The following is a 24,804-nucleotide window of genomic DNA, read 5'->3' as shown; positions in this document are numbered from 1 at the left end:
TCGCCATTCTTCGGCCTGTTCTCAAACACTGTCAAACTATGCCGCAACTCTTGTATTCACTGTATTCACGTCGCGTACCCGCACGTTTTTTGCTCATTGCATTCGTTAGCCTGCTTTGCGTGCTGGCGCAGCCAGCCTGGGCGCAAAAAAATGGTAGCGATCTCCCTAGCCGCGATGAGATTCAAAATCAGCTGTCCGCACTGAATAAGCAAAAGACACTGTCTCCAAATGACAAACTCACCCAACAAGATCTCAATGAGACTCTTGAGGTGCTGGATAAAATTGATCGGGTCAAGGACGAAACGGCAAAACTCCATCAGCAGGTGACGGAAGCACCAAAAGTGCTGCGCAAAGCCACTGATGCGCTCAACGAGATTAAAAACCAACACGCCAATCCGGCCGATGAAGAAGCGGAAATCGAAGCGCTCAGTTTGCGCCAACTTGAGTCTCGCCTGAATGATTTAATGACGGAGTTACAGAACGCGCAAAGCGATTTAGCGACCTGGAATAGCCAACTGATTTCGCTGCAAACGCAACCTGAGCGTGTTCAGAATGCAATGACTGCGGCATCGACTCAGCTTGAAGCGATTCGCAATCGTCTTAATGGTGTCACTCCAGGCGCTGTAGACTTACGACCAAGCCAGCAAACTTTATTACTGGCCCAACAAGCATTATTGAACGCGCAGTTAGATCAACAGCGTGACAGCCTCAAAGGCAACACCATCTTGCAAGATACGTTGCAAAAGCAACGTGACTACACCAATGCGCATATTAATCAAATGGAGGCGACCCTCCAGATCCTGCAAAAAGTGGCGAGCAGCAAGCGTTTAACCCTGACGCAGCAGACCGCGCAGGACGCCATAGACTCTGAAGATACCGTTAAAATTCAGCAAAACCCGTTGGTTAAGCAGGAGCTCGATATCAACCATCAGTTGAGCCAGCGTCTGATTGATGCCACTCAGCATGCCAATGAAATGGTGCCTTCGAGCATCCGCATTAAAAATACGCTGGATCGTGCTCTGCAATCTGAACGTAACCTCAAAGAACAGATCGCCGTTCTGAAAGGCAGCTTGTTGCTGTCGCGTATTCTTTACCAACAGCAGCAACAAAACCTGCCGTCGGCGGAAGACACTGAAGATCTGACCAACCGCATTGCGGATATTCGTCTCGAACAGTTTGATGTAAACCAGCAACGTGACGCGTTGTTCCAACCGGACGAGCTGGTCGCGAAAATCGAAGATGGTCATAAAGCCGATGTCACCCCGGAAGTTCACGATGCGTTATTGCAGGTTCTGGATACTCGTCGTGAATTGCTCGATCAGTTGAATAAGCAGCTTGGCATGCAGTTAATGCTGGCCATCAACTTGCAGAACAACCAGCAGCAGCTGCAAAACGTCACCAAATCCCTCGACCAGATCCTGACTGAGCAAATTTTCTGGGTAACCAGTAATAAGCCGATGGATTGGGACTGGCTGAAATCATTGCCTTCTTCTCTGCGCGATCAGTTTAAAAACGCCAGACTCAATTTCAAAGGGCCAGAAAACTCGCTTAAAATTCTCGCCATTCTGCTGCTGATGATTCCGGCTTTGTTGTTGGCAGGCGTTATACGTTGGCGCTTTAAAGCGATAGACCGTTATCTGGAAAAGCAGGCGAGTCGTGTCGGGCAATTGCGTAACGACAGCCAAATGCTGACCCCGAAAGCCATTGCTCTGACGCTGGTTAAAGTTTTGCCGGGCGCTCTGGTCATCTACTCAATCGGCCTGGTGTTTGCTGGCTTGCAGATGAACATCAGCGAATCGATGTTGGCGTTTTGCAAACAGCTCTCCTTGTTCTGGTTAGTCTTCGGTTTAACTTACCAGGTGCTCTCTAAAAATGGTGTAGCTGTTAGCCACTTTAATATGCAACCGCAACTGTGCAGCCATTATCGCCGCCAACTGGTGCGTATTGGTTGTGCACTATTACCGTTGTTATTCTGGTCGGTGCTCGGGGAGCGTTCGCCGCTACATCTGGTTGAAGATGCGTTGGGTCAACTGATCATCTTCTTCAACCTGTTGCTTATCACCGCGCTTGTCTTCCCAATGTGCCGTGAAAACTGGCGCAATAAAAACAACCACACCATGCAGTTGTTTACTGTCACGATGATGGGCGTGGTACCCGCGGTGTTAATCGTGCTTACAGCGATGGGCTATTTTTATACGACACTTCGCCTTGCCGGTCGCTGGATTGAAACTATCTATCTGATACTTATCTGGAACCTGGTTTATCAGACCGTACTGCGTGGATTAAGCGTTGCAGCGCGTCGTATGGCTTACCGCCGCGCCGTTGCGCGCCGTGAGAATCTGGTGAAAGAGGGCGCAGAAGGGGGCGAGCCGGTAGAAGAGCCACCGTTAGCGTTGGACCAAATCAACCAACAAACCATGCGTCTGGCTATTATTGCTCTGTTCGCCCTGTTTGCACTGGTGTTCTACACCATTTGGTCAGATTTGTTCGGGGTATTCGGTTACCTGGACAGTATCCAGCTCTGGAGTTATAGCGCTTCCGAAGCGGGTGTAGCAGTAGTGAAAAACGTCACCATGGGCAGCCTGTTATTTGCCGCGATTGCTTTCGCTGTTGCCTGGGTGCTGATTCGCAACTTACCGGGCCTGCTTGAAGTACTGGTACTCTCACGTCTGCAAATGCGTCAGGGTGCTTCATACGCCATCACTACCATTCTTAACTACGCCATTACTGCCGTAGGGGCGATGACCATCTTCGGCTCTCTCGGTGTGTCATGGGATAAGTTGCAATGGCTGGCAGCCGCGCTGTCGGTGGGCTTAGGTTTTGGTTTGCAGGAGATATTCGGTAACTTCGTTTCCGGCCTTATTATCCTGTTTGAACGCCCGGTGCGTATCGGCGATACCGTTACGATTGGTGCATATTCCGGTAGCGTCAGCAAAATTCGTATTCGTGCCACCACGATTACAGACTTTGACCGCAAAGAAGTGATCATCCCGAACAAAGCGTTTGTGACGGAGCGACTGATCAACTGGTCGCTTACCGACACCATCACCCGCGTGGTTATCCGTCTGGGAGTGGCGTACGGATCCGATCTGGATAAAGTACGTGAGATCTTACTGAAAGCTGCGCATGAGCATCCGAAAGTGATGCACGACCCTGAGCCTACAGTGTTCTTTACTACCTTTGGGGCCAGTACGTTGGATCACGAGCTGCGATTGTATGTGCGTGAACTGCGTGATCGCAGCTACACCGTCGATGAGCTAAACCGGACTATCGATCGTCTGTGTCGCGAAAATGGCATTAATATCGCCTTCAACCAACTCGAAGTGCATTTGCGTAATGACAAAGGTAATGAATTGACAGAAGTGAAACGCGATATCAAGGGCAACTCAAACGGTGACGACATCGTTCCTGCTCAGTAAAAATTAGCGGGAGGTGTTCTCTTCCCGCTTACGCAAAAAATCCTGACGGACAATCTCAAGCGCTGCGAGCGCGGTTTCCGTCGGGATTTCATGTTGTTCCAGCAGCATTATCAAATCGACAGCCAGTTTGACTTCTTCTGGTGCGTTTTCCAGCGACATTTAATTAACCCGTAGTTTGCGAAACAAAAAGAGAAATAACAGCGCGCCAATGATGGCGGCAAACAGCGCTCGCGCATCAAGCGTGGCCAAAGTACCAATATTAAAGACGGCGCAAATATAGCCGCCGATCAGTGCCCCTGCGGTGGTTGTCACGACTGCAATCGCAAACATGCCGCTTCTTGCTGGCCATAACAGCCTCATCATTACCGCGACCAGCACACCGATTAATACCCAGGCTAAAAGTCCCATGGAGCTTCTCCCGATTGACCGACTCTCGTTAGCTTAGCCCACGTTCCCGGCGTTCGATGGATCGCTCGATACGCGTTAAAGCCTGGCGACAACGCTGCAAACGGCCTTCAAGAGCGGCCAGTTCCTTCTGGAGCTTTTGTTGCCCGGCGAGCGTGACCTGTACTGAAAGCTGGCTTTCACGATCGCTAATCATAATCTGGATGCGGCGCTCATAATCCTGGTGAGTGGAGAGCTTCTCATACAAGTTTTCGACAACCGGCGGCTGCGGATCGTTTTTACGCATCTTCCAGGTCGCCAGCTCACGCTGCAAAGCGGAAATCTGCGCCACCAGCTTTTCGGCCAGATACGCAACTTGCTCCGCTTTACCCACTTTCACGCTAAGCTGTAGCTGTGCGAGATTTGCCTGAACTTCGGTCAGATAATCTTTAAGTTGCGTACTGTGAGTGGAAAACAGTTTACGATCGAAGCGTGCTTGCGATGCGCGTTGTAACGAGACAGGCGCAATGGCCTGTGCGAGTTCCGCGACGCGAGCATCCAAAGCTTGTAACAGCGCGGCGGTTTTCACAAAATGAATCTCCAGTGTTGCACGTGTTTAAGTACGGAATAATGAATGAAACGGATCATTTTAATCATCATTGGTTGGCTGGCGGTAGTCCTTGCGACGCTGGGTGTTGTTTTACCTTTACTTCCCACAACCCCATTTTTGCTGCTGGCGGCCTGGTGCTTCGCCCGTTCCTCGCCGCGCTTTCATCACTGGTTACTGTACCGCTCATGGTTTGGCAGTTATATCCGCCATTGGCAGGACCATCGTGCGCTGCCGCCGGGAGCTAAACCCAGGGCGCTGATTTTCATCGTATTAACCTTTGCGGTATCCCTTTATCTGGTCAATATTCTGTGGGTCAGACTACTATTATTAGTGATGATGTGCGCGCTGCTGTTCTTTATGTGGCGTATGCCGGTAATTGATGAAAAGCAACAAAAGCCATAAACCGCATTTGCAGTGGTTGCAATTGTTGGTGCCAGCCAGTAAATTCGACCGTTTTCGAGCACGGTATGACCGATTATTGAACGTTTAATAAATCCGTCTCGTGCTTTGTTAGAATCATGTTTTTAGCAGGCATTAATTATGACCGCGACTGCGCAGCAGCTTGAATATCTGAAAAATAGCATCAAAAGTATTCCAGACTACCCAAAACCTGGGATCTTATTCCGTGACGTTACCAGCTTGCTTGAAGATCCGAAAGCCTACGCCACCAGCATCGAGTTATTAGTCTCACGCTTCAAAGACGCCGGTATCACCAAAGTGGTGGGTACCGAAGCGCGTGGGTTCTTGTTTGGCGCACCGGTTGCGCTGGAATTAGGTGTCGGCTTCGTGCCGGTACGCAAGCCTGGCAAACTGCCGCGTGAAACTATCGCTGAAAACTACGAGCTGGAATACGGCACCGATCAGCTGGAGATCCACGTTGATGCAATCCAGCCTGGCGACAAAGTTCTGGTGGTGGATGACCTGCTGGCAACTGGCGGCACCATCGAAGCAACAGTGAAACTGATCCGCCGTTTGGGTGGGGAAGTGACTGACGCTGCGTTTATCATCAATCTGTTTGATATTGGTGGTGAGCAGCGCCTGGAAAAAATGGGCGTGAAAAGCTACAGCCTCGTGCTTTTCCCTGGCCACTAAGTCCAGCCTTCGTATTCCCCAAATTATACCCGTTAGCATTCGAGTTGCAGCCAACACCCCTGCAGCTTGAAGGATGATGGGTATAGAAGCCTCGCCCATAAGGTGAGGCTTATGTTAGCATTACCCCCTCAATTCACTCCCGCGATGTAGAGCCTATCTCGAATGAGCTACCAGGTCTTAGCCCGCAAATGGCGGCCACAAACTTTTGCTGATGTAGTCGGCCAGCAACACGTGTTGACTGCCCTGGCTAATGGCTTATCCATGGGCCGAATCCACCACGCCTATCTCTTTTCAGGGACGCGCGGCGTGGGTAAAACGTCCATCGCTCGCCTGTTGGCGAAAGGGTTAAATTGTGAAACCGGCATTACCGCCACCCCTTGCGGTGTATGCGACAATTGCCGCGAAATCGAACAAGGTCGCTTTGTTGATCTGATTGAAATTGATGCCGCCTCGCGCACCAAAGTAGAAGATACGCGTGATTTGCTGGACAACGTTCAGTACGCGCCAGCGCGTGGCCGCTTTAAAGTTTATCTTATCGATGAAGTGCACATGCTCTCCCGCCACAGCTTCAACGCATTGTTGAAGACGCTGGAAGAGCCGCCATCGCACGTCAAATTCCTGCTGGCGACGACTGACCCGCAAAAACTGCCGGTCACTATTCTTTCTCGCTGCCTACAATTCCACCTGAAAGCGCTGGATGTCGAACAAATCCGCCATCAGCTGGAATACATTCTTGGCGAAGAAAAAATCCCCAGCGAAACCCGTGCTCTGCAACTGTTGGCTCGCGCCGCAGATGGCAGCCTACGTGATGCACTAAGTCTTACCGACCAGGCGATTGCGAGTGGTGATGGGCATGTAACAACAGCCGCTGTCAGCACGATGCTGGGCACGCTCGATGACGACCAGGCTCTTTCGCTAGTTGAGGCGATGGTGCAGGCTGATGGTGAGCGAGTGATGAACTTGCTTAATGAAGCCGCCGGGCGCGGTGTTGAGTGGGAAGCTTTGCTGGTGGAAATGCTGAGTTTGCTGCACCGCGTAGCAATGGTTCAGCTTTCGCCTGCAGCCTTAGGCAGCGACATGGCCGCGAATGAACAGCGTATGCGTGAACTAGCGCGTGTCGTGCCGCCTGCTGAAGTCCAACTTTATTACCAAACCTTGCTGATTGGCCGCAAGGAGCTATCCTGGGCACCAGATCGCCGTATGGGCATTGAAATGACTCTGTTGCGCGCGCTGGCATTCCACCCGCGCAAGCCGCTACCAGAGCCAGAACAACCGCGTCAGGCGCCAAGTATTCCGGTGGTGAACCCTGTTCCGGTGCGCCAACAAATGGCATCCGCGCCACGGCCAAATGAGACTGCGCTGCCAGACACCACCAGTCAGGTATTGCAAGCACGAACACAGCTCATGCGTCAGCAGGGAGCCAACAAAGCAAAAAAGAGTGAGCCGGCAGCGCCAAATCTAGCGCGGCCGGCAAAGAACAACACCGCTCTGGAACGTTTAGCCTCGGTGAGCGAACGTATCCAGTCCCGGCCCGCAGCGCAGACAGAAGAAAAGCCTGAACCCAAGCCCGAGGCTTATCGCTGGAAATCGCAAATTGTTTCTGATGTCGTCGAAGAACCCGTTGCGACACCTAAAGCATTAAAACGCGCGATGGAGCATGAGAAAACGCCAGAGCTTGCGCAAAAGCTGGCTGTGGAAGCCATTGAGCGCGATAGCTGGTCGGCTGAAATTAGCCAACTGGTGCTGCCAAAATTAGTGCAGCAACTGGCGCTGAACGCCTGGAAAGAGCAGGACGGCAACCGGGTGTGTTTACACTTGCGCCCGGCGCTACGGCATTTGAATTCACCGTCGGCGCAGAAAACGCTGGTGGACGCGTTGAGTACTTTTAGTGGTGAAACTGTTGAGCTGACTATTATTGAAGATGATAATCTTGCACAACGTACCCCGCTGGAGTGGCGTCAGGCTATCTATGAAGAGAAGCTTGCGAACGCGCGGGAATCAATGAGAACTGACAATAACATTCAGACGCTGCGTCGTTTCTTTGATGCGGAACTGGATGAAGACAGTATTCGACCTATTTGACAGACCGTTATACCCTTCGCCCTTCAAGTTGCAGGGTTGTTGGCTGCTCTCGTTCACCCGAATCACTTACTCAAGTAAGCTCATCGGGATTCATTCGATTGCCGCCTACCTGCATCTTGAAGTAGCTTGGGTATATACCGGTTTGTTGTAAACCCTGATAGCCGTTAATCGTCACGTACGGTTAGTCGGCCCGAGCAAAAGAGAGAAGACTATGTTTGGAAAAGGCGGTCTGGGCAACATCATGAAGCAAGCCCAGCAGATGCAGGAAAAAATGGCCCAGGTTCAGGAAGAAATCGCCCAAATGGAAGTCACTGGCGAATCTGGCGCGGGTCTGGTCAAAGTCACCATCAACGGCGCGCACAACTGCCGTCGCGTGGAAATCGATCCAAGTCTGATGGAAGATGACAAAGAGATGGTTGAAGACCTGGTTGCTGCGGCCTTCAACGATGCTGCTCGTCGTATCGGCGAAGCGCAGAAAGAGAAAATGGCGGGTGTTTCCAACGGGATGCAGTTGCCGCCAGGTTTCAAAATGCCATTCTAATTTCCCGTCATTCTTCGTGTTGCGGGGGCGTTAGCTGCACTCGCAACACGAATTATTTAGGGCATTAATAGTTTGCCCTTAACTCAATGAGGGCATCTAACTAACACCCTTACTCCTCTTCAAACTCCGCATAACTCTCCACCAGAAAATCAATCAATGCCCTGACCGCCGGTAACTGACCGCGCCGCGAAGGAAACACCAAATGAATAACCTCACGCCTTGCTCGCCACTCGGGTAATAAACGCACCAGGCTTCCATCTGCCAGTTGCTTGTTAACCATTAATATTGGCAACTGAACCAACCCCACACCTGCCAGCGCAGCCGCTCGTAGCGCATCCATATCGGTGGTCACAAAGCGTGGCTTGTGGTGCAGCGTCACTTCCTGATTATCCGGGCCGAACAGGCACCAGCGGTAAATCTGCTGCGGTTTTGACAACGCAAGGCTTGGCCAGTGCTGAAGATCTGCCAGTGATGCAGGCGTTGTAAAGCGCTCAACCAGTTCGGGGCTTGCCACAAGGCACATGCCGCGATCCGCCAGCTTGCGCATCACCAGATCGCTATCGTCCAGCGGCAATGGGCGTACCCGCACCGCTAAATCGACATTTTCATTTAGCACATCAACCTGGCGATTTGTCTCTTCAAGCTGCACGGTGACTTGCGGATAAAGGGCCATAAACTTCGCCAGCATCTCTCCGATATGCACATGCAGCAGAGCAATCGGACAGCTCAGGCGAATCAGCCCACGAGGCTCTGCGCGTAACGAGTTAATCGCTTCCTGCGCGGCTTCGGCTTCAATAATCATTGCTTTGCAGTGGCGATAAAAAATCTGCCCGGCCTCGGTTACCGTGAAACTGCGTGTTGAACGCTGAATCAAACGTGTCTCAAGACTTTCTTCCAGTAGTGCAATACGGCGACTCAAGCGTGATTTTGGAATGCCGATAACGCGGCTTGCTGGAGAAAACCCTCCGTTATCCACCACTTGCACGAAATACCACAGATCGTTGAGGTCTTGCATTGCCATTGTCCTGTTTATGGAACACTGAGTTCATTTTCAGAGTCTACCGGGGAGTTCGTCTTATGAGTAAACTTTATCTCAACAGAAATCGACACTCTATGGAGATAACGATGAAATCAATTCTTGGCGTTTATTCAGCACCGACTTCCCACTGGGTGGGCGATGGCTTCCCGGTTCGCTCACTGTTTTCTTACTCAAAATTTGAAAAACAGCTCAGCCCGTTCCTGCTGCTCGATTACGCAGGCCCAGCGGAATTTAAGCCGAGCAACAAAGGGCAGCGCGGCGTTGATGTACACCCGCACCGCGGTTTTGAGACCGTCACCATCGTCTACAAAGGCGAAGTGGCTCACCGCGACTCCACCGGCAGCGGCGGTGTGATTGGCCCGGGTGACGTGCAGTGGATGACCGCTGGCAGTGGCATTTTGCATGAAGAGTTCCACTCACCGGCTTTCAGCGAGAAGGGCGGTACGCTTGAAATGGTTCAGCTGTGGGTCAACTTGCCAGCCAAAGACAAGTCGACGCCACCGAACTACCAGTCCATTACCGACGCCGATATCCCGGTTGTCACGCTACCGGATAACGCAGGACAGATACGTGTCATCGCAGGTGAAATGGATGGCGCAAAAGGCCCGGCACACACGTTTTCTCCACTGCGTGTGCTGGATATGCGGCTCAATGCGCACAGTTCTACGCAACTGACGTTGCCAGATGGCTGGAACACGGCGCTGGTGGTTCTCAAAGGCACAGTACAGGTCAATGGGCAGGAAGTGGTTCGTGAGGCGCAACTGGTGGTGCTGGATGCTAAAGGTGAAACAGTGACGCTTGAAGCCAACAATGACGCAGTCGTTCTGGTATTGAGCGGTGAGCCGCTGAACGAGCCAGTGGTGGGATACGGGCCGTTTGTCATGAACACCCGTGAGGAAATCAAAGAGGCCATTGACGATTTTAATCAGGGCAAATTTGGTCAGAAAGTTTAACTAGCATAAACGGCTATCGTCCAGGTAGCCGTTAACTTTCAGTAGTTTATTTATTAAATTAAGAGGATATGAACATGGCACCTGCAAACTTTAACGGACAAATTCCAATGATTGACCCGAGTGACGCGGTAATGCTGCTTATCGACCATCAAAGCGGTTTGTTCCAGCTCGTGCACGATATGCCAATGCCAACTTTACGCACTCATGCCACCGTGCTTGCTAAAGTTGCAACGCTTGCAAATATTCCGGTCATCACCACCGCTTCTGTACCACAGGGCCCGAATGGCCCGCTGATTCCAGAAATCCACCAGTACGCACCGCATGCGCAGTATGTGCCGCGTAAAGGTGAAATCAACGCCTGGGACAACCCTGATTTCGTCGCTGCGGTAAAAGCTACCGGACGCAAAACACTGATTATTGCCGGTACTGTAACCAGCGTGTGCATGGCTTTCCCGGCAATCAGTGCCGCGGCCGAAGGTTTTAAAGTCTTTGCAGTGATTGACGCCTCCGGCACCTATTCCAAAATGGCCCAGGAAGTGACTTTGGCGCGTGTGGTGCAGGCGGGTGTTGTGCCGATGGACACCGCCGCAGTAGTAGCCGAAGTCCAGCACACCTGGAACCGTGATGATGCTATGGAGTGGGCAAACCTGTGGGGTGGCGTGTTTATTGAGTACGGCTTGCTGATGGAAAGCTACCAAAAAGCGCAAGACGTAGTGACCAATCAGGAGCAACTCGACTCCCAACGCGCATAAAAGTTTTCCCCTTGCGCAGCACCTCGCACAAGGGGATTATTTTCTATGCCCTCCTGCGGGGCTAATGTTAGGCTATGGTCCACTCTTTTTTCAGAAGTCTGAGCGATGCAAACCAGTCCTTTACTTACCGCCCTTATGGAATCCTTGCGCTGCCTGCCAGGCGTTGGCCCAAAGTCTGCCCAACGTATGGCGTTCGCGCTCCTGCAACGCGACCGCAGCGGTGGAATGCGTCTTGCTCAAGCGTTAACACGCGCGATGTCTGAAATCGGCCACTGTGCTGATTGCCGTACCTTTACCGAACAGGAAGTGTGCGCAATCTGCGCCAATCCGCGCCGCCAGGAAAATGGCCAGATTTGTGTGGTGGAAACGCCTGCGGATATCCACGCCATTGAAGCGACCGGGCAGTTTTCCGGGCGTTACTTTGTGCTGATGGGGCATTTGTCTCCAATCGACGGCATCGGCCCGCAAGATATTGGCCTCGACAGGCTCGAACAGCGTCTTGAGCGCGAGACCATCAAAGAACTTATTCTTGCCACCAACCCAACCGTGGAAGGTGAAGCCACCGCCAACTATATTGCCGAGCTATGCGGGCAATATGGTGTGGATGCCAGCCGTATCGCGCACGGTGTGCCGGTGGGCGGCGAGCTGGAAATGGTCGATGGCACGACGTTGTCCCACTCTTTAGCAGGGCGTCACAAGATTAATTTCTAATTTTACCCGTCATACTTGAAGCTGCATCGGCGTTGGCTTCACTCACAAACCCCAGTCACTTACTTGAGTAAGCTCCTGGGGATTTGCTCCCTTGCCGCCTTGATGCAACTCCAATTATTTAGGGTAAAGATTGGAAGAATCTCTTTTCCCGCTTGAAAACCTCAAGTTCTATCCTCATATCACCTTCAGCGTTTTCATCACCCCTGTATTTTGATTTTGTTGAGGTATCAATGACCATGAAAGGACAAGAGACACGTGGCTTCCAGTCTGAAGTGAAACAACTTCTGCACCTGATGATCCACTCCCTCTACTCAAATAAAGAAATTTTCCTGCGTGAGCTGATCTCCAACGCCTCTGATGCGGCAGACAAACTGCGCTTCCGCGCATTGTCTCAGGCTGACCTCTACGAGGGTGACGGCGAACTGCGCGTGCGCGTCTCTTTTGATAAAGAAAAACGCACTTTGACCATTGCCGACAACGGCATCGGTATGACGCGCGACGAAGCGATTGATCACCTCGGTACGATTGCAAAATCTGGCACCAAAGCGTTCCTCGAATCTATGGGTTCTGACCAGGCAAAAGACAGCCAGCTTATCGGCCAGTTTGGTGTGGGCTTCTACTCTGCGTTTATCGTGGCAGATAAAGTGACTGTGCGTACTCGCGCAGCAGGTGTGCCTGCAGATCAAGCTGTGTTCTGGGAATCAGAAGGTGCTGGCGAATATACCGTTGCGGATATCACTAAAGCCGATCGCGGTACTGAAATTACCCTGCACCTGCGTGAAGGTGAAGATGAGTTCTTAGATGATTGGCGCGTGCGTTCGACCATCAGCAAATACTCTGACCACATCGCATTGCCGGTTGAGATTGAAACTCGCGAAGAGAAAGATGGCGAAACCATTCTCGGTTGGGAAAAGATCAACAAAGCCCAGGCGCTGTGGACCCGTAGCAAGTCTGAAATTAAAGACGAAGAGTACAACGAGTTCTACAAACATGTGGCTCATGACTTCACTGACCCGCTGACGTATAGCCATAACCGCGTGGAAGGGAAGCAAGAGTACACCAGCCTGCTGTACATCCCGTCTCAGGCGCCGTGGGATATGTGGAACCGTGACCATAAGCACGGCCTGAAGCTGTACGTGCAGCGCGTTTTCATCATGGACGACGCTGAGCAGTTTATGCCGAACTACCTGCGTTTTGTACGTGGTCTGATAGATTCCAACGATCTGCCACTGAACGTGTCGCGTGAAATTCTGCAAGACAGTCGTGTAACGCAAAACCTGCGTAGTGCACTGACCAAACGCGTATTGCAGATGCTGGAAAAACTGGCAAAAGACGACAGCGAAAAATACCAGACCTTCTGGAAAAACTTCGGTCTGGTGCTGAAAGAAGGCCCTGCTGAAGACAACGCGAACCAGGAAGCTATCGCTAAACTGTTGCGCTTTGCGACCACGCATACCGATTCCGCTGCACAGACTGTGTCGCTGGAAGAGTATGTGTCACGCATGAAAGAAGGGCAGGAGAAGATTTACTACATCACCGCCGACAGCTATGCAGCCGCCAAGAGCAGCCCGCATCTGGAATTGCTGCGTAAGAAAGGCATCGAAGTGTTGCTGCTTTCTGACCGCATCGACGAGTGGATGATGAGCTACCTGACCGAATTCGACGGCAAAATGTTCCAGTCAGTCAGCAAAACTGACGAGTCACTGGAAAAAATGGCCGACGAAGAGACTCCGGAAGCAAAAGAAGCTGAAAAAGCACTTGAGCCGTTTGTTGACCGTGTGAAAACCCTGCTGGGTGAACGTGTGAAAGAAGTGCGTCTGACTCACCGTCTGACCGACACTCCGGCTATCGTGACCACTGACAGCAATGACATGAGCACGCAAATGGCAAAACTGTTTGCCGCTGCGGGCCAGGAAGTGCCGGAAGTGAAGTACATCTTCGAGCTGAACCCGGATCATGGCCTCGTGAAACGTGTTGCGGATACTCAGGATGAAGCGTTGTTCGCTGAGTGGGTTGAGCTGCTGCTCGACCAGGCACTGTTAGCTGAGCGCGGTACGCTGGAAGATCCAAACCAGTTTATCCGTCGTATGAACCAGTTGCTGGTTTCTTAATGACAGGGGCGGGTAGCGATTACGTTTACCCGCCATCCTCCATCAAGAAAAGACAAAAACCTGCCAAAATGGCAGGTTTTTTTTCATCTAAACCCTGCTAACAACGCTCGCAAGCCCCGCTATTCTTGAGGTGAATACGCCTTTAATGGTAAGGTCATCGCCTCTGCTTTAAATAATCAAAAATCCAAACGAATGGGGAATTACGCAATGCGTATTATTCTGCTTGGCGCTCCGGGCGCAGGCAAAGGAACTCAGGCTCAGTTCATCATGGAGAAATATGGCATTCCGCAAATCTCCACAGGTGACATGCTGCGTGCTGCAGTGAAATCTGGCTCAGAGCTGGGCAAACAAGCAAAAGACATCATGGATGCCGGTAAACTGGTTACAGATGAACTGGTTATCGCTCTGGTTAAAGAACGTATTACCCAGGAAGATTGCCGTAACGGTTTCCTGCTTGATGGTTTCCCACGCACTATTCCACAAGCTGATGCAATGAAAGAAGCTGGCATCAATGTGGACGTGGTTCTGGAGTTCGCAGTGCCGGACGAGCTGATTGTTGAGCGTATCGTTGGCCGTCGCGTACACGCACCATCTGGCCGCGTTTATCACGTCACCTTCAATCCACCAAAAGTGGAAGGTAAAGACGATGCGACTGGCGAAGAGCTGACTACTCGTAAAGACGATCAGGAAGAGACCGTGCGTAAGCGCCTGGTAGAATACCATCAGATGACTGCTCCGCTTATCTCTTACTACAGCAAAGAAGCGCAAGCCGGTAACACCAAATACGTGAAAATCGACGGCACCCGTAAAGTGACAGAAGTTAGCGCTGAGCTGGCTAAAATCCTCGGCTAATCGTACCCGTCATCTTTCAAGTTGCAGATAACACTCCTGCACCCCGAAATCTTTGGGTAGATAAAAATACCAGGACCTGTTCCTGGTATTTTTTTGCCCAAATTTTGCCCTTTCGCTGTAATCGGTTCTCCTGAGGCGCTTTTACGTTACAATTATCAGCAATCTGTTGATAAGGAGTGGAAATGAATCAGGAAAAAGTGGGTATCTTACTGGCAAACCTTGGCACGCCTGACGCACCCACTCCGGCTGCGGTAAAACGCTATTTACGCCAGTTTTTGAGCGACAAACGCGTGGTTGATACACCGCGCCTGATTTGGTGGCCGCTACTGCGTGGCGTGATTCTTCCTCTGCGCTCGGCTCGAGTCGCCAAACTTTACCAGTCGGTATGGATGGATGAAGGTTCTCCGTTGCTGGTCTACAGCCGCCGTCAGCAGGCCGCACTTGCGGCGCAGTTACCAGGCACTCCGGTTGTACTCGGGATGAGTTATGGTTCTCCCTCGCTGAAAAGTGCTGTGGAAGAGCTGATGTCGCATCATGTAGACCATATTGTGGTACTGCCGCTCTATCCGCAATTTTCTTGCTCGACGGTTGCGGCCGTCTGGGATGAACTGGGGCGTATTTTTGCTAACTATCGCTCATTGCCTTCAATCTCACTGATTCGCGATTATGCTGAAGACACTTCATATATCAATGCGCTGGTGGCTTCGGTAAAACACTCTTTTGCCCAGCATGGCGAGCCGGATGTGTTATTGCTCTCGTACCACGGCATTCCGCAGCGTTATGCCAACGAAGGTGATGATTACCCGCAACGCTGCCGCGACACTACGCGCGAGCTGCTTTCAGCGCTTGAGCTGCCGCCAGAAAAAGTGATGATGACTTACCAGTCGCGTTTTGGCCGCGAACCTTGGCTGATGCCGTATACCGATGAAACGCTGAAAATGTTGGCGGAGAAAGGGGTGAAACACATTCAGGTGATGTGCCCTGGTTTTTCTGCCGATTGCCTCGAAACGCTTGAGGAAATGGCGGTGCAAAACCGTGAAGTCTTCATCGAAGCGGGCGGCACAAAATATGAATATATCCCTGCACTTAATGACGACCCGGCTCACATCGCCATGATGATGAATCTGGTGCAGAAATATCGCTAATCTCACTACTGGCCGTTAATGTGCTACCATTTCCGGCCTGATTAGCAAACTCGAACAACATCATGAAATTTCCCGGCAAACGAAAATCCAAACACTACTTCCCTGTAAACGCGCGCGATCCGTTACTGCAACAGGTTCAGCCTGAAAACGAAACAGGCACTTCCTGGATTGTCGGGATAGACCAGACGCTGGTGGATATCGAAGCCAAAGTCGATGATGCGTTTGTTCATCGTTACGGTTTGAGTTTCGGGCACTCTTTGGTTATTGAAGATGATGTTGCAGAAGCGCTGTATCAGGAACTGGTGCAAAAAGATCTGATTACTCACCAGTTTGCCGGTGGCACCATCGGCAACACCATGCACAACTATTCGGTATTAGCCGATGACCGCTCTGTTTTGTTGGGCGTGATGTGCAGCCACATCGAAATTGGTAGCTACGCCTACCGCTACCTGTGCAACACCTCCAGCCGTACCGACCTCAACTACCTGCAAGGCGTTAACGGGCCGATTGGCCGCTGCTTTACGCTGATTGGCGAGCAGGGCGAGCGTACTTTTGCGATAAGCCCCGGCTACATGAACCAGCTTCGCGCCGAGAGCATCCCGGAAGAGGTGATTGCTGGCGCGTCTGCGTTGGTTCTGACGTCGTATCTGGTGCGTTGTAAAGATGGCGAACCAATGCCGGAAGCAACGATGCAGGCCATCGCCTATGCAAAAAAATACAACGTTCCTGTGGTGCTCACACTTGGCACCAAATATGTCATCGCAGAAAACCCGGAGTGGTGGCAGGCGTTCCTGAAAGAACATGTCTCGATTCTTGCGATGAACGAAGAAGAAGGGCTGGCGCTGACCGGTGAAAACGATCCACTGCTGGCGGCTGATAAAGCGCTGGATTGGGTCGATTTAGTATTGTGTACCGCAGGGCCTGTTGGCCTGTACATGGCGGGCTTTACAGAAGAGTCTTCAAAACGCACGACACAACATCCGTTGTTGCCGGGTGCGATTGCTGAATTTAACCAGTACGAATTTAGCCGTGCAATGCGCCATAAAGACTGCCAGAACCCGATGCGTATTTTCTCGCACATCGCGCCCTACATGGGCGGGCCTGAGAAAATCATGAACACCAATGGCGCGGGCGACGGTGCGCTGGCTGCACTTCTGCATGATATAACGGCGAATAATTATCACCGTTCTAACGTGCCAAACTCCAGCAAACACCAGCATACGTGGCTGACTTATTCCTCTTTGGCACAAGTGTGTAAATACGCAAACCGCGTCAGTTACCAGGTGCTGAACCAGCACTCTCCGCGCCTGACGCGTGGCTTGCCAGAGCGCGAAGATAGCCTCGAAGAGTCTTATTGGGCTCGCTAAGTCTTTAGTTTGTAGGGTGGTTAACCCACCCTACAACAACTACCCCGAGACGGATTCCTGCACTGTTGGTTTTTCCAGCAACCCCATCATGGTATTGGCTATCTCGCGCTCACCCATCACGACCCGATTAGCACCACGTTCGGTGATGTAATCCACTTCATCGTCATAATGAGCGCGGGCAATAATCTCGATATCCGGGCATTTTGCACGTGCTGCTGCAACAATTTCACCCGCCTCGTAGCCATTAGGAATCGTCAGTAATAACCAACGCGCGCAATCCAGATGGGCGAGATTCATGATCTCTTCATTGGCCGCATTGCCGAGTACCGCACGGATCCCACGCGCACGTAGCTCATCAACCCGACTGCGAGAGGTTTCAATCACCACCAGTGGAATGCCTTGCGCCAGCAATTTCTCGCCCAGCAGGCTGCCTACGCGGCCAAAACCAACCAGCAACGCGTGATGGCAAATATCGACTGGAATTTGTTTCTCATCTTCGATGGCTTCTTCCAGTGTCTGTTCTTCCAGCGTTTCGGTTTTTGCGAGATAGCGCTCAAGAATCGCAAACAAAATGGGGTTGAGCATAATCGACAAAATCGCCCCTGCAAGTACCAGATTTTGCCCGGTCTGCGGCAGCAGATTTAGCACCATACCGAGACCTGCAAGGATAAAGGCGAATTCACCAATTTGCGCAAGGCTTGTGGCGATGGTTAACGCTGTGCGTTGTGAGTGGCCAAACAGACGCACCAGGAAGAAAGCGGCTAACGACTTACCAAAGACGATGATAGCCACCGTGCCAAGCACCGCGAGCGGTTCCTGAATCAGAATTAATGGGTCGAACAGCATGCCGACGGAAACAAAGAACAGCACGGCAAACGCATCGCGCAGTGGCAGCGTGTCGTGCGCGGCGCGGTGGCTTAATTCAGATTCATTGAGCACCATGCCTGCGAAAAACGCACCCAGGGCGAATGAAACATCAAACAGTTCAACCGCACCAAAAGCAATGCCGAGAGCCAATGCGAGAACGGCCAGTGTGAAGAGTTCGCGCGAACCGGTTGCAGCACTTCGCGCCAGAATCCACGGCACCACGCGGCGGCCAACAATCAGCATAATGGCAATAAACGCCACCACTTTACCGATGGTCAAACCCAAGTCCAGCGTCAGCGTCGCAAAGCCGACGCCGCCTTTTTCCATCATTCCGGCGACAGCTGGCAACAGAACCAGCGTTAACACCATCACCAGGTCTTCAACAATCAGCCAGCCAATGGCGATTTGCCCGCGCTGGCTGTCAATTAATTGCCGCTCTTCAAGGGCGCGTAGCAGTACCACGGTACTGGCGGTGGAAAGACACAGGCCAAATACGATGCCGGTCATTAACGACCAGCCCATCAGCGATGAAAGCGCCATTCCCAGTAGCGTCGCCACAACAATCTGGGCGATAGCTCCGGGGATGGCGATGGCCTTTACCGCCATCAAATCCTTTAACGAAAAGTGCAAACCCACGCCAAACATCAGCAAAATCACACCGAGCTCTGCCAGTTCAGGCGCGAGTTTAGTATCTGCAACAAAGCCTGGCGTAAAAGGGCCGGCAAGTACCCCTGCTAGTAAGTAGCCCACAAGGGGTGAGATGCGAAGTTTGTTGGCGATCATACCGAGCAAAAAGGCCAATACGAGGCCGCCGACAATGGTGGTGATAAGCGGGGTGGCGTGATGCATTCCGTCTCCTTTCGTAACAAATAAGATCCAATAATCTACATTTAGTTTATGACAATTTTTTAATCGATGTGTGTGTTAAATAGAACGTTTTTTAATAAAAGGCGCATTTAGACAAAAAATGGTGTCTGAAGGGGGTTTTATACACTTAGTTTAAGAAAGGTATGGGTAAATGTGGGTAATATAAAGGATCAGAGGGGCTCTCTGACCCTTTATAACTATGACTTATGGCGATTATCAGGTAGGAATATGGTCAATATGCCAAGAAGTGGTAGGAAAGCACATATTTTATAGACTAACTCGATACTTGTATGGTCGGCTACCAGGCCGAGTATTGCAGCACCCAGCCCACCCATCCCAAAAGCAAAACCGAAAAATAGCCCGGAAACCATGCCGATACGTCCAGGCATCAGCTCTTGCGCGTAAACCAGAATCGCTGAAAACGCGGAGGCAAGGATAAAGCCGATAATCACGGTCAGAATCCCGGTCCAGTACAGTGAAACGTACGGCAGGAACAGGGTAAATGGCGCGACGCCCAGGATTGAACCCCAGATAACGTATTTGCGACCAATTTTATCTCCCACTGGTCCACCAATTACTGTCCCGGCTGCTACTGCAAACAGGAAGGCAAATAGATGGAATTGGGCATTTTGCACCGACAAACCAAATTTGTGCATCAGGTAGAAGGTGTAGTAGCTGCTGATACTCGCCATATAAAAGTACTTGGAGAAAATTAGTACCAGCAGTACAGATACCGCCTGAATCACTTGCTTGCGCGGCAGCGGGTTAACGACAGGTGCTGCGGTTTTACCTTTCGCCATGCGATGCTGCGCGGCATACCAACGGCTAATTTGCAGCAATACAATAATCGCCAGTAGAGCGGCCAACACAAACCAGCCGACATTGCCTTTGCCGTAAGGCGCGATAATCAGCGCAGCCAGCAATGGGCCTAAAGAGCTACCAAAGTTGCCGCCAACCTGGAACAGCGACTGTGCAAGGCCATGACGGCCACCAGATGCCATACGCGCTACGCGGGATGATTCCGGGTGGAAAACGGAAGAACCCGTTCCTACAAGCCCGGCTGCCAACAGCACCATCGGGAAACTGCCAGCTAAAGCGAGGATAACTAACCCGCAAAGTGTGAAGCACATACCAATCGGCAACGACCACGGCATCGGGTATTTGTCGGTGTAGTATCCTACCACCGGCTGAAGGAGTGATGAGGTCACCTGGAAGGTGAGCGTTATCATCCCAATCTGCACAAAGCTCAAAGAGAACTCGCTCTGGAGTAGCGGGTAGAGCGCCAGAATAAGCGACTGAATCATATCGTTGAGCAAATGGGAGAGGCTAATTGCCCCCAGAATGCCAAACGCGGTGCGAGCCTTTTTAGGCTCCGTTGGTGCGAGTGTTTGTTCCGAGATTGCCATAAATACCTGCAAGGAATTGATTATATTATTTTATATCGGTTCAGCGATGGAACCGTGGGAAACAGTTACCCTGCTAACATACCTGCAGGAACTTTCTGAAGAAAGTCACAATCGTGAAAAGTTATTTGTCTATGCTAGTAGCTGTCTGCTATTGGTGCGGAAGTATTTTTTTGAATATGGAGATTTGCAATGAAGTTCGTCGTGAAAGGGGTGACCGCAGCACTGCTTATAGCAGTCGGCTTGACCAGCGCATCTGCACTGGCCTGGGAAAAAGATAAAACTTATAACATCACCATTCTACACACCAACGATCACCACGGTCATTTCTGGCGCAACGAACACGCGGAATATGGCCTGGCTGCACAGAAAACCCTGGTGGATAGCATTCGTAAAGAGGTGGCAGAGAAGGGAGGCAGCGTATTGTTACTCTCTGGCGGCGACATCAACACCGGTGTACCTGAATCTGACTTGCAGGATGCAGAGCCTGATTTTCGTGGCATGAACCTGATTGGTTATGACGCGATGGCAATCGGTAATCACGAATTCGACAAACCGCTGACAGTGTTACGTCAGCAAGAAAAGTGGGCCAAATTCCCGCTGCTTTCGGCCAACATTTACCAGAAAAGCACCGGCGAGCGTCTATTTAAGCCTTGGGCCATCTTTAAGCCACAGGGCATTAAAATTGCGGTTATCGGTTTAACCACTGACGACACCGCGAAAATTGGTAACCCGGAAAACTTCACTGATATCGAATTCCGCAAACCTGCTGAAGAAGCAAAATTGGTGATTCAAGAGCTGCAAAGCACTGAAAAACCTGATGTGTTAATCGCGGCAACCCATATGGGCCACTATGACAACGGCGACCATGGTTCTAACGCGCCGGGCGACGTAGAAATGGCGCGCAGCCTCCCTGCTGGTGCGTTGACGATGATTGTCGGAGGGCACTCACAAGATCCGGTCTGCATGGTGGCGGAAAATAAAAAGCAGGTGGATTACGTGCCTGGCACGCCATGTGCGCCAGATCAGCAAAACGGTATCTGGATTGTGCAGGCCCATGAGTGGGGCAAGTATGTCGGCCGTGCTGATTTTGAATTCCGTAATGGCGAAATGAAACTGGTGCACTACCAGCTGATCCCCATCAATTTGAAGAAAAAAATCACCTACGATAACGGTGAAAGTGAGCGCGTGCTGTATACACCGCAGATCCCGGAAAACCAGCAAATGCTCTCACTGCTGACGCCATTCCAGAATAAAGGCCAGGCGCAGTTGAATGTGAAAGTCGGCAGCGTTAACGGCCACTTGGAAGGCGATCGTAGCAAAGTGCGTTTCGTGCAAACCAACCTGGCGCGTCTGCTGCTGGCGGCACAAATGGACCGTACCGGTGCTGATTTTGCTGTGATGAGCGGCGGCGGTATTCGTGATTCGATTGAAACCGGGGACATCACTTATAAAGATGTGCTGAAGGTGCAGCCGTTTGGCAACACCGTGGTTTATACCGATATGACGGGCAAAGAAGTCACCGAGTATCTGAGCGCCGTGGCGCAGAAAAAACCAGACTCTGGCGCGTATCCGCAGTTCGCGAATGTCAGCTTTGTGGCAACGGCTGCTGGCCTGCAGGACCTGAAAATCAAAGGTGAGCCGGTTGATCCTGCGAAAACCTACCGTATGGCGACGTTAAACTTTAACGCTTCCGGCGGTGACGGCTATCCAGCTATCGATAAAAAACCGGGTTATGTGAACACCGGTTTTGTTGATGCAGAAGTGCTGAAGCAATATATCGAGAAGAATTCTCCGCTTGATGTTAATGCTTATGAGCCGAAAGGCGAGGTGAGCTGGCAGTAAGGGAATTTGTCGGATGTCGCTACGCTAATCCAACCTACAAGGTAACCTTTGTAAGGGGATTAGCGGAAACGACATCCACCATTTTTTATTTCAACGGCAGTAATATATCAGTCTGCTGCGCATGCTCGGGATGGTCTTTATCGAGTTCGAGGTAGCGGAAATAGACCGGAAAATCGCGTAACTCCTCACCGCTGTTTGGCAACCACTGGCGATAAAGATAATAAACGCTATCGCTGATGCGCTCATAAGCACCAACATGGCGTACCACTGCACAGCGCCCGCCGGGTATTGTTTTACTGATAACACCCTGAGGATTTTCAGGAACCAGGCCGGTGGCCTTAGGGTTTAGCTCACCACATACATCAAAACGAAACTCTGGACCCGGTGTGGTCAGCTGGTCGTTCCACGGAACACCGTAAGTCCCTTGTGTACTGCAATCCGAAAGCCCTGATGCTTTACGCCATTCAATAAACGCCGCGACGGTATTATTTACGTGCATAGGATCGCCAAGATGCTCAAGCACCGCGACTTTCATCGGTTCGACAGTAATGATTTTCACGTCCATATTTTTTAACCTCTGCTGATTTTCCCGTCCGGGAAATTGAAAATGCACATGCCAGTCAACCCAAACAGGATCTTTGCGAAACTCGCTGGGTGTCAGGCCGAAGGTATTTTTGAAGGCACGGGAAAATGATTCGGGGTTTTCAAACCCGGCATCCAGGGCAATGTTAATCACTCTTTCCTGAGGATTTTTCACTAACTGGAAAGAGGCTCTTTTTAGCCGCATTAGAGTGATGTAACGGCTAACGCTGATTCCACAAAACTGGCTGAATTGCCGGTGAAAATGAAAACGCGAAAAACAGGCGACTTCACTTAGTTGCTCGACCGTTAACGGGCTATCAAGATGCTGTTCAATCCAGGCAAATACTTGCTCAAAACGCCGGGCATAAAGTTCGTGTCTATTGCTCGTCATAATTCCTCCCTCAAGACGTTTACTTTGCCAGCGGCTCTCTTTTCCATCCTGACTGAGATTGCTCTTTTGGGAGGAAATAACGATCAGTCACGGCGGGCAATTTCAGCAAAAGTCGCATTCAGCAATTTTGCGAGATCTGCGGCGGACAGTTCGATATCCAGCCCGCGTTTACCGCCGGAAACATAGATAGAGGTAAATTCTTGTGCAGGGGCATCGATAACCGTTGGCAGGCGCTTCTTTTGCCCCAGCGGACTAATGCCACCGACCAAATAACCGGTAATGCGCTGCGCTACCATGGGGTCAGCCATATCCACTTTTTTGGCACCCAATGCTTTGGCCACTTTTTTTAAGTCCAGTTGGCCCGAAACTGGCGTAACAGCAACCGCTAACTGTTTCATGTCACCGTTGATGGCAACAAGCAGCGTTTTGTAGACTTGCTCGGCATTCAGACCGAGTTTACGTACCACTTCATCGCCAAAGTTTGTTTCACTTGGGTCGTGGTCATAAGCATGTAACTGAAATGGAACACGGTTTTTTTCGAGGAGTTTTACGGCGGGAGTCATGGGACCTTCTTAGTGAATTTGTCTGATATACGCACAAATTAATAAACAGGGTGATATGTTTTTCAAATATTATAATGTCACGCAATAGTGTTGGCGTTAATCGTTACATTGAGCGACAATTCTGTATCTGGCCATTAATTTGGCCAGAATAATTAAAATAATATACAAATTCCTCTTTGACGGGCCAATAGCGATATTGGCCGTTTTTTTTCCCGGTCGTCATACTCCAAGCTGCAGGTGCGTTGGCAATACTCGGCCCATCCAGGGCCTCGCCCCGAAGGGGCCAGCGCAAGCGCTGTTCAAAAGGCTAAAGCCTTTTGTCCTGCAACTCGAATTATTTAGACCAGGCTTTCCGCTTATTTAGTGGGATATTTCAATAGCCCTGGTAGGTTCCCCTCACCGTACAAATGCAGTGCTCCGACGGCCACAACGTAGCGACCGGCAGGAAGTTGCTGCAAGAAATGTAGCCACTGAAGGTTACGTTGATGCATAAGAACATCGTATAACTCATCGCCAAATGTATTAGGTAGCAGCACTTTCCCACTTTGCGGTGGCGACTCCAGCCACCAGCTAATCATCGTTTGCAGCAAACGCGCATTGGTGTGCCAATGGGTGAGCGTATCTGTTAATAACGGCATGCCGCCATCAGGAAGGCGGGTGAGAATATCCACCTGATGCTGCGCACCTTCCAGTTCAATAATCGGTACTGCCTGCGCCTTCGCGGCTTCCAGCAACTGAAAATCAATCCCATAATCGGCTCTTAACCCTAGTCGCTGTGCCTGGTGGGCCTGTAGCACCAGCGCAATTTGCCAGGCGGGTTGATTATCAATTTGGCTCAGGGGGATACCCAACTCGTGGATTAACGACATCACCTGCGCCAGGTCATCAGCTGATAGTCGTTGTTCAAGCGGGAGTTCATCGGGATTATTCGGGAAGGGGGAACCGCCTTCGGATATGTCGGCTTCAACAATCAGCGCATCGGAATTGTTGAGTTTATCGATAAGCTTGCTCGATAGCGGCGCCATATCGCGCGTACCCATATGAATACTGCCGACAAGGTGAAGATGGCGATCTCCGGGTAGAACAATATCCAGAGCAGGCCAGGGATATTGGGTGTTTGAAAGGCTTGAAAATAATGCGGTAATTCGCGATAGCAGACCCATTTGCAGATTCCCTGGCTAAAAAGTCATGCTACCGCTGCGAGTGACCTGGTGCAAATTTCCCCACG

General features: G+C 51.1%; 22 protein-coding genes and 1 other annotated feature. Of the genes, 13 read left to right on the top strand and 9 right to left on the bottom strand.

Translation table 11 applies throughout. From position 1 onward, the window contains the following. The first annotated feature begins 38 nt into the window (after positions 1 to 38). Positions 39 to 3,419 carry a mechanosensitive channel MscK gene (mscK, locus tag AC0IXI_RS18455; RefSeq protein ID WP_064516706.1) on the top strand — a complete coding sequence of 1,127 codons (3,381 nt, stop codon included), beginning with the start codon at positions 39 to 41 and terminating at the stop codon, positions 3,417 to 3,419. A 3-nt stretch (positions 3,420 to 3,422) separates the two neighbouring features. Here mscK and rsmS read toward each other — a convergent pair whose 3' ends face one another. Genes rsmS through priC form a run of 3 tightly spaced genes read right to left on the bottom strand, consistent with a single transcriptional unit; the run spans position 3,423 to position 4,392 of the window. Further along, positions 3,423 to 3,578 (bottom strand): pleiotropic regulatory protein RsmS, encoded by a 156-nt coding sequence (rsmS, locus tag AC0IXI_RS18450; RefSeq protein ID WP_064516707.1) that lies wholly within the window; start codon positions 3,576 to 3,578, stop codon positions 3,423 to 3,425. Beyond that, positions 3,579 to 3,827, bottom strand: coding sequence for a GlsB/YeaQ/YmgE family stress response membrane protein (locus AC0IXI_RS18445; RefSeq protein ID WP_471682914.1), 249 nt, complete (start codon positions 3,825 to 3,827; stop codon positions 3,579 to 3,581). Positions 3,828 to 3,855: 28 nt separating this feature from the next. Then, positions 3,856 to 4,392, bottom strand: a complete 537-nt coding sequence (priC, locus tag AC0IXI_RS18440) for a primosomal replication protein PriC (protein ID WP_064516711.1) — start codon at positions 4,390 to 4,392, stop codon at positions 3,856 to 3,858. 45 nt (positions 4,393 to 4,437) lie between these two features. Here priC and AC0IXI_RS18435 point away from each other — a divergent pair, with 45 nt between their 5' ends. The 4 genes from AC0IXI_RS18435 to AC0IXI_RS18420 all read left to right on the top strand — a co-directional run bounded on the left by AC0IXI_RS18435 (position 4,438) and on the right by AC0IXI_RS18420 (position 8,128). After that, positions 4,438 to 4,815: a DUF454 family protein gene (locus AC0IXI_RS18435; protein WP_034458081.1), complete on the top strand. Its 378-nt coding sequence runs from the start codon at positions 4,438 to 4,440 to the stop codon at positions 4,813 to 4,815. A gap of 138 nt (positions 4,816 to 4,953) precedes the next feature. Then, positions 4,954 to 5,505, top strand: coding sequence for an adenine phosphoribosyltransferase (apt, locus tag AC0IXI_RS18430; protein ID WP_034493753.1), 552 nt, complete (start codon positions 4,954 to 4,956; stop codon positions 5,503 to 5,505). A gap of 162 nt (positions 5,506 to 5,667) precedes the next feature. Further along, positions 5,668 to 7,587, top strand: coding sequence for a DNA polymerase III subunit gamma/tau (gene dnaX, locus AC0IXI_RS18425; protein ID WP_471682913.1), 1,920 nt, complete (start codon positions 5,668 to 5,670; stop codon positions 7,585 to 7,587). Beyond that, positions 6,917 to 6,981: a sequence feature (DnaX frameshifting element), on the top strand. Its footprint overlaps the gene before it by 65 nt. A 211-nt stretch (positions 7,588 to 7,798) precedes the next feature. After that, complete coding sequence (locus AC0IXI_RS18420) at positions 7,799 to 8,128, top strand: YbaB/EbfC family nucleoid-associated protein (RefSeq protein WP_064557065.1); 330 nt, start codon at positions 7,799 to 7,801, stop codon at positions 8,126 to 8,128. 109 nt (positions 8,129 to 8,237) lie between these two features. On the opposite strand, the gene AC0IXI_RS18415 is transcribed toward AC0IXI_RS18420, so the two are convergent. Continuing rightward, positions 8,238 to 9,149: a LysR family transcriptional regulator gene (locus tag AC0IXI_RS18415; protein ID WP_471682912.1), complete on the bottom strand. Its 912-nt coding sequence runs from the start codon at positions 9,147 to 9,149 to the stop codon at positions 8,238 to 8,240. 104 nt (positions 9,150 to 9,253) lie between these two features. Here AC0IXI_RS18415 and AC0IXI_RS18410 point away from each other — a divergent pair, with 104 nt between their 5' ends. From AC0IXI_RS18410 to AC0IXI_RS18380, 7 genes are all read left to right on the top strand, one after another. Next, positions 9,254 to 10,120, top strand: coding sequence for a pirin family protein (locus AC0IXI_RS18410; protein WP_134183984.1), 867 nt, complete (start codon positions 9,254 to 9,256; stop codon positions 10,118 to 10,120). A 74-nt stretch (positions 10,121 to 10,194) separates the two neighbouring features. Beyond that, complete coding sequence (locus tag AC0IXI_RS18405) at positions 10,195 to 10,872, top strand: isochorismatase family protein (RefSeq protein WP_064557068.1); 678 nt, start codon at positions 10,195 to 10,197, stop codon at positions 10,870 to 10,872. A gap of 105 nt (positions 10,873 to 10,977) precedes the next feature. Continuing rightward, a complete protein-coding gene (gene recR, locus AC0IXI_RS18400) occupies positions 10,978 to 11,583 on the top strand; it encodes a recombination mediator RecR (protein ID WP_034458095.1) in 606 nt (201 codons plus the stop codon). Positions 11,584 to 11,819: 236 nt separating this feature from the next. Then, a complete protein-coding gene (htpG, locus tag AC0IXI_RS18395; protein WP_424222136.1) occupies positions 11,820 to 13,694 on the top strand; it encodes a molecular chaperone HtpG in 1,875 nt (624 codons plus the stop codon). A 207-nt stretch (positions 13,695 to 13,901) separates the two neighbouring features. Further along, entirely contained in the window at positions 13,902 to 14,546 is a 645-nt protein-coding gene (gene adk, locus AC0IXI_RS18390) for an adenylate kinase (protein WP_064516724.1), read from the top strand. Positions 14,547 to 14,728: 182 nt separating this feature from the next. After that, positions 14,729 to 15,691: a ferrochelatase gene (hemH, locus tag AC0IXI_RS18385; RefSeq protein ID WP_064516726.1), complete on the top strand. Its 963-nt coding sequence runs from the start codon at positions 14,729 to 14,731 to the stop codon at positions 15,689 to 15,691. Between the two features lie 62 nt (positions 15,692 to 15,753). Beyond that, entirely contained in the window at positions 15,754 to 17,058 is a 1,305-nt protein-coding gene (locus AC0IXI_RS18380; protein WP_064516728.1) for an inosine/guanosine kinase, read from the top strand. 39 nt (positions 17,059 to 17,097) lie between these two features. On the opposite strand, the gene ybaL is transcribed toward AC0IXI_RS18380, so the two are convergent. Both ybaL and AC0IXI_RS18370 read right to left on the bottom strand, forming a co-directional pair. Continuing rightward, a complete protein-coding gene (gene ybaL, locus AC0IXI_RS18375) occupies positions 17,098 to 18,774 on the bottom strand; it encodes a YbaL family putative K(+) efflux transporter (protein WP_471682911.1) in 1,677 nt (558 codons plus the stop codon). A gap of 215 nt (positions 18,775 to 18,989) precedes the next feature. Further along, entirely contained in the window at positions 18,990 to 20,198 is a 1,209-nt protein-coding gene (locus AC0IXI_RS18370; protein WP_471682910.1) for an MFS transporter, read from the bottom strand. Positions 20,199 to 20,387: 189 nt separating this feature from the next. On the opposite strand from AC0IXI_RS18370, the gene ushA reads away from it, so the two are divergent. Continuing rightward, positions 20,388 to 22,040, top strand: coding sequence for a bifunctional UDP-sugar hydrolase/5'-nucleotidase UshA (ushA, locus tag AC0IXI_RS18365; RefSeq protein WP_471682909.1), 1,653 nt, complete (start codon positions 20,388 to 20,390; stop codon positions 22,038 to 22,040). An 85-nt stretch (positions 22,041 to 22,125) separates the two neighbouring features. Here ushA and AC0IXI_RS18360 read toward each other — a convergent pair whose 3' ends face one another. The 3 genes from AC0IXI_RS18360 to AC0IXI_RS18350 form a co-directional block, all read right to left on the bottom strand. Then, positions 22,126 to 23,013 carry an AraC family transcriptional regulator gene (locus AC0IXI_RS18360; RefSeq protein ID WP_471682908.1) on the bottom strand — a complete coding sequence of 296 codons (888 nt, stop codon included), beginning with the start codon at positions 23,011 to 23,013 and terminating at the stop codon, positions 22,126 to 22,128. Between the two features lie 83 nt (positions 23,014 to 23,096). After that, complete coding sequence (ybaK, locus tag AC0IXI_RS18355; protein ID WP_064516738.1) at positions 23,097 to 23,576, bottom strand: Cys-tRNA(Pro)/Cys-tRNA(Cys) deacylase YbaK; 480 nt, start codon at positions 23,574 to 23,576, stop codon at positions 23,097 to 23,099. A gap of 356 nt (positions 23,577 to 23,932) precedes the next feature. Next, entirely contained in the window at positions 23,933 to 24,739 is an 807-nt protein-coding gene (locus AC0IXI_RS18350) for a TraB/GumN family protein (protein WP_134183972.1), read from the bottom strand. Positions 24,740 to 24,804: the final 65 nt, after the last annotated feature.

The organism is Buttiauxella sp. AC038 (assembly GCF_979253565.1).
The sequence above is the reverse complement of the archived record's forward strand: the minus strand, read 5'-3'. Positions and strand labels throughout refer to the sequence as shown.

Excerpts from the sequence above, each read along its gene's own strand:
- mscK (WP_064516706.1), top strand. The coding sequence starts at position 39 with ATGCCGCAACTCTTGTATTCACTGTATTCACGTCGCGTACCCGCACGT.
- rsmS (WP_064516707.1), bottom strand. The coding sequence starts at position 3,578 with ATGTCGCTGGAAAACGCACCAGAAGAAGTCAAACTGGCTGTCGATTTG.
- AC0IXI_RS18445 (WP_471682914.1), bottom strand. The coding sequence starts at position 3,827 with ATGGGACTTTTAGCCTGGGTATTAATCGGTGTGCTGGTCGCGGTAATG.
- AC0IXI_RS18435 (WP_034458081.1), top strand. The coding sequence starts at position 4,438 with ATGAAACGGATCATTTTAATCATCATTGGTTGGCTGGCGGTAGTCCTT.
- apt (WP_034493753.1), top strand. The coding sequence starts at position 4,954 with ATGACCGCGACTGCGCAGCAGCTTGAATATCTGAAAAATAGCATCAAA.
- dnaX (WP_471682913.1), top strand. The coding sequence starts at position 5,668 with ATGAGCTACCAGGTCTTAGCCCGCAAATGGCGGCCACAAACTTTTGCT.
- AC0IXI_RS18420 (WP_064557065.1), top strand. The coding sequence starts at position 7,799 with ATGTTTGGAAAAGGCGGTCTGGGCAACATCATGAAGCAAGCCCAGCAG.
- AC0IXI_RS18415 (WP_471682912.1), bottom strand. The coding sequence starts at position 9,149 with ATGGCAATGCAAGACCTCAACGATCTGTGGTATTTCGTGCAAGTGGTG.
- AC0IXI_RS18410 (WP_134183984.1), top strand. The coding sequence starts at position 9,254 with ATGAAATCAATTCTTGGCGTTTATTCAGCACCGACTTCCCACTGGGTG.
- AC0IXI_RS18405 (WP_064557068.1), top strand. The coding sequence starts at position 10,195 with ATGGCACCTGCAAACTTTAACGGACAAATTCCAATGATTGACCCGAGT.
- recR (WP_034458095.1), top strand. The coding sequence starts at position 10,978 with ATGCAAACCAGTCCTTTACTTACCGCCCTTATGGAATCCTTGCGCTGC.
- htpG (WP_424222136.1), top strand. The coding sequence starts at position 11,820 with ATGAAAGGACAAGAGACACGTGGCTTCCAGTCTGAAGTGAAACAACTT.
- adk (WP_064516724.1), top strand. The coding sequence starts at position 13,902 with ATGCGTATTATTCTGCTTGGCGCTCCGGGCGCAGGCAAAGGAACTCAG.
- hemH (WP_064516726.1), top strand. The coding sequence starts at position 14,729 with ATGAATCAGGAAAAAGTGGGTATCTTACTGGCAAACCTTGGCACGCCT.
- AC0IXI_RS18380 (WP_064516728.1), top strand. The coding sequence starts at position 15,754 with ATGAAATTTCCCGGCAAACGAAAATCCAAACACTACTTCCCTGTAAAC.
- ybaL (WP_471682911.1), bottom strand. The coding sequence starts at position 18,774 with ATGCATCACGCCACCCCGCTTATCACCACCATTGTCGGCGGCCTCGTA.
- AC0IXI_RS18370 (WP_471682910.1), bottom strand. The coding sequence starts at position 20,198 with ATGGCAATCTCGGAACAAACACTCGCACCAACGGAGCCTAAAAAGGCT.
- ushA (WP_471682909.1), top strand. The coding sequence starts at position 20,388 with ATGAAGTTCGTCGTGAAAGGGGTGACCGCAGCACTGCTTATAGCAGTC.
- AC0IXI_RS18360 (WP_471682908.1), bottom strand. The coding sequence starts at position 23,013 with ATGACGAGCAATAGACACGAACTTTATGCCCGGCGTTTTGAGCAAGTA.
- ybaK (WP_064516738.1), bottom strand. The coding sequence starts at position 23,576 with ATGACTCCCGCCGTAAAACTCCTCGAAAAAAACCGTGTTCCATTTCAG.
- AC0IXI_RS18350 (WP_134183972.1), bottom strand. The coding sequence starts at position 24,739 with ATGGGTCTGCTATCGCGAATTACCGCATTATTTTCAAGCCTTTCAAAC.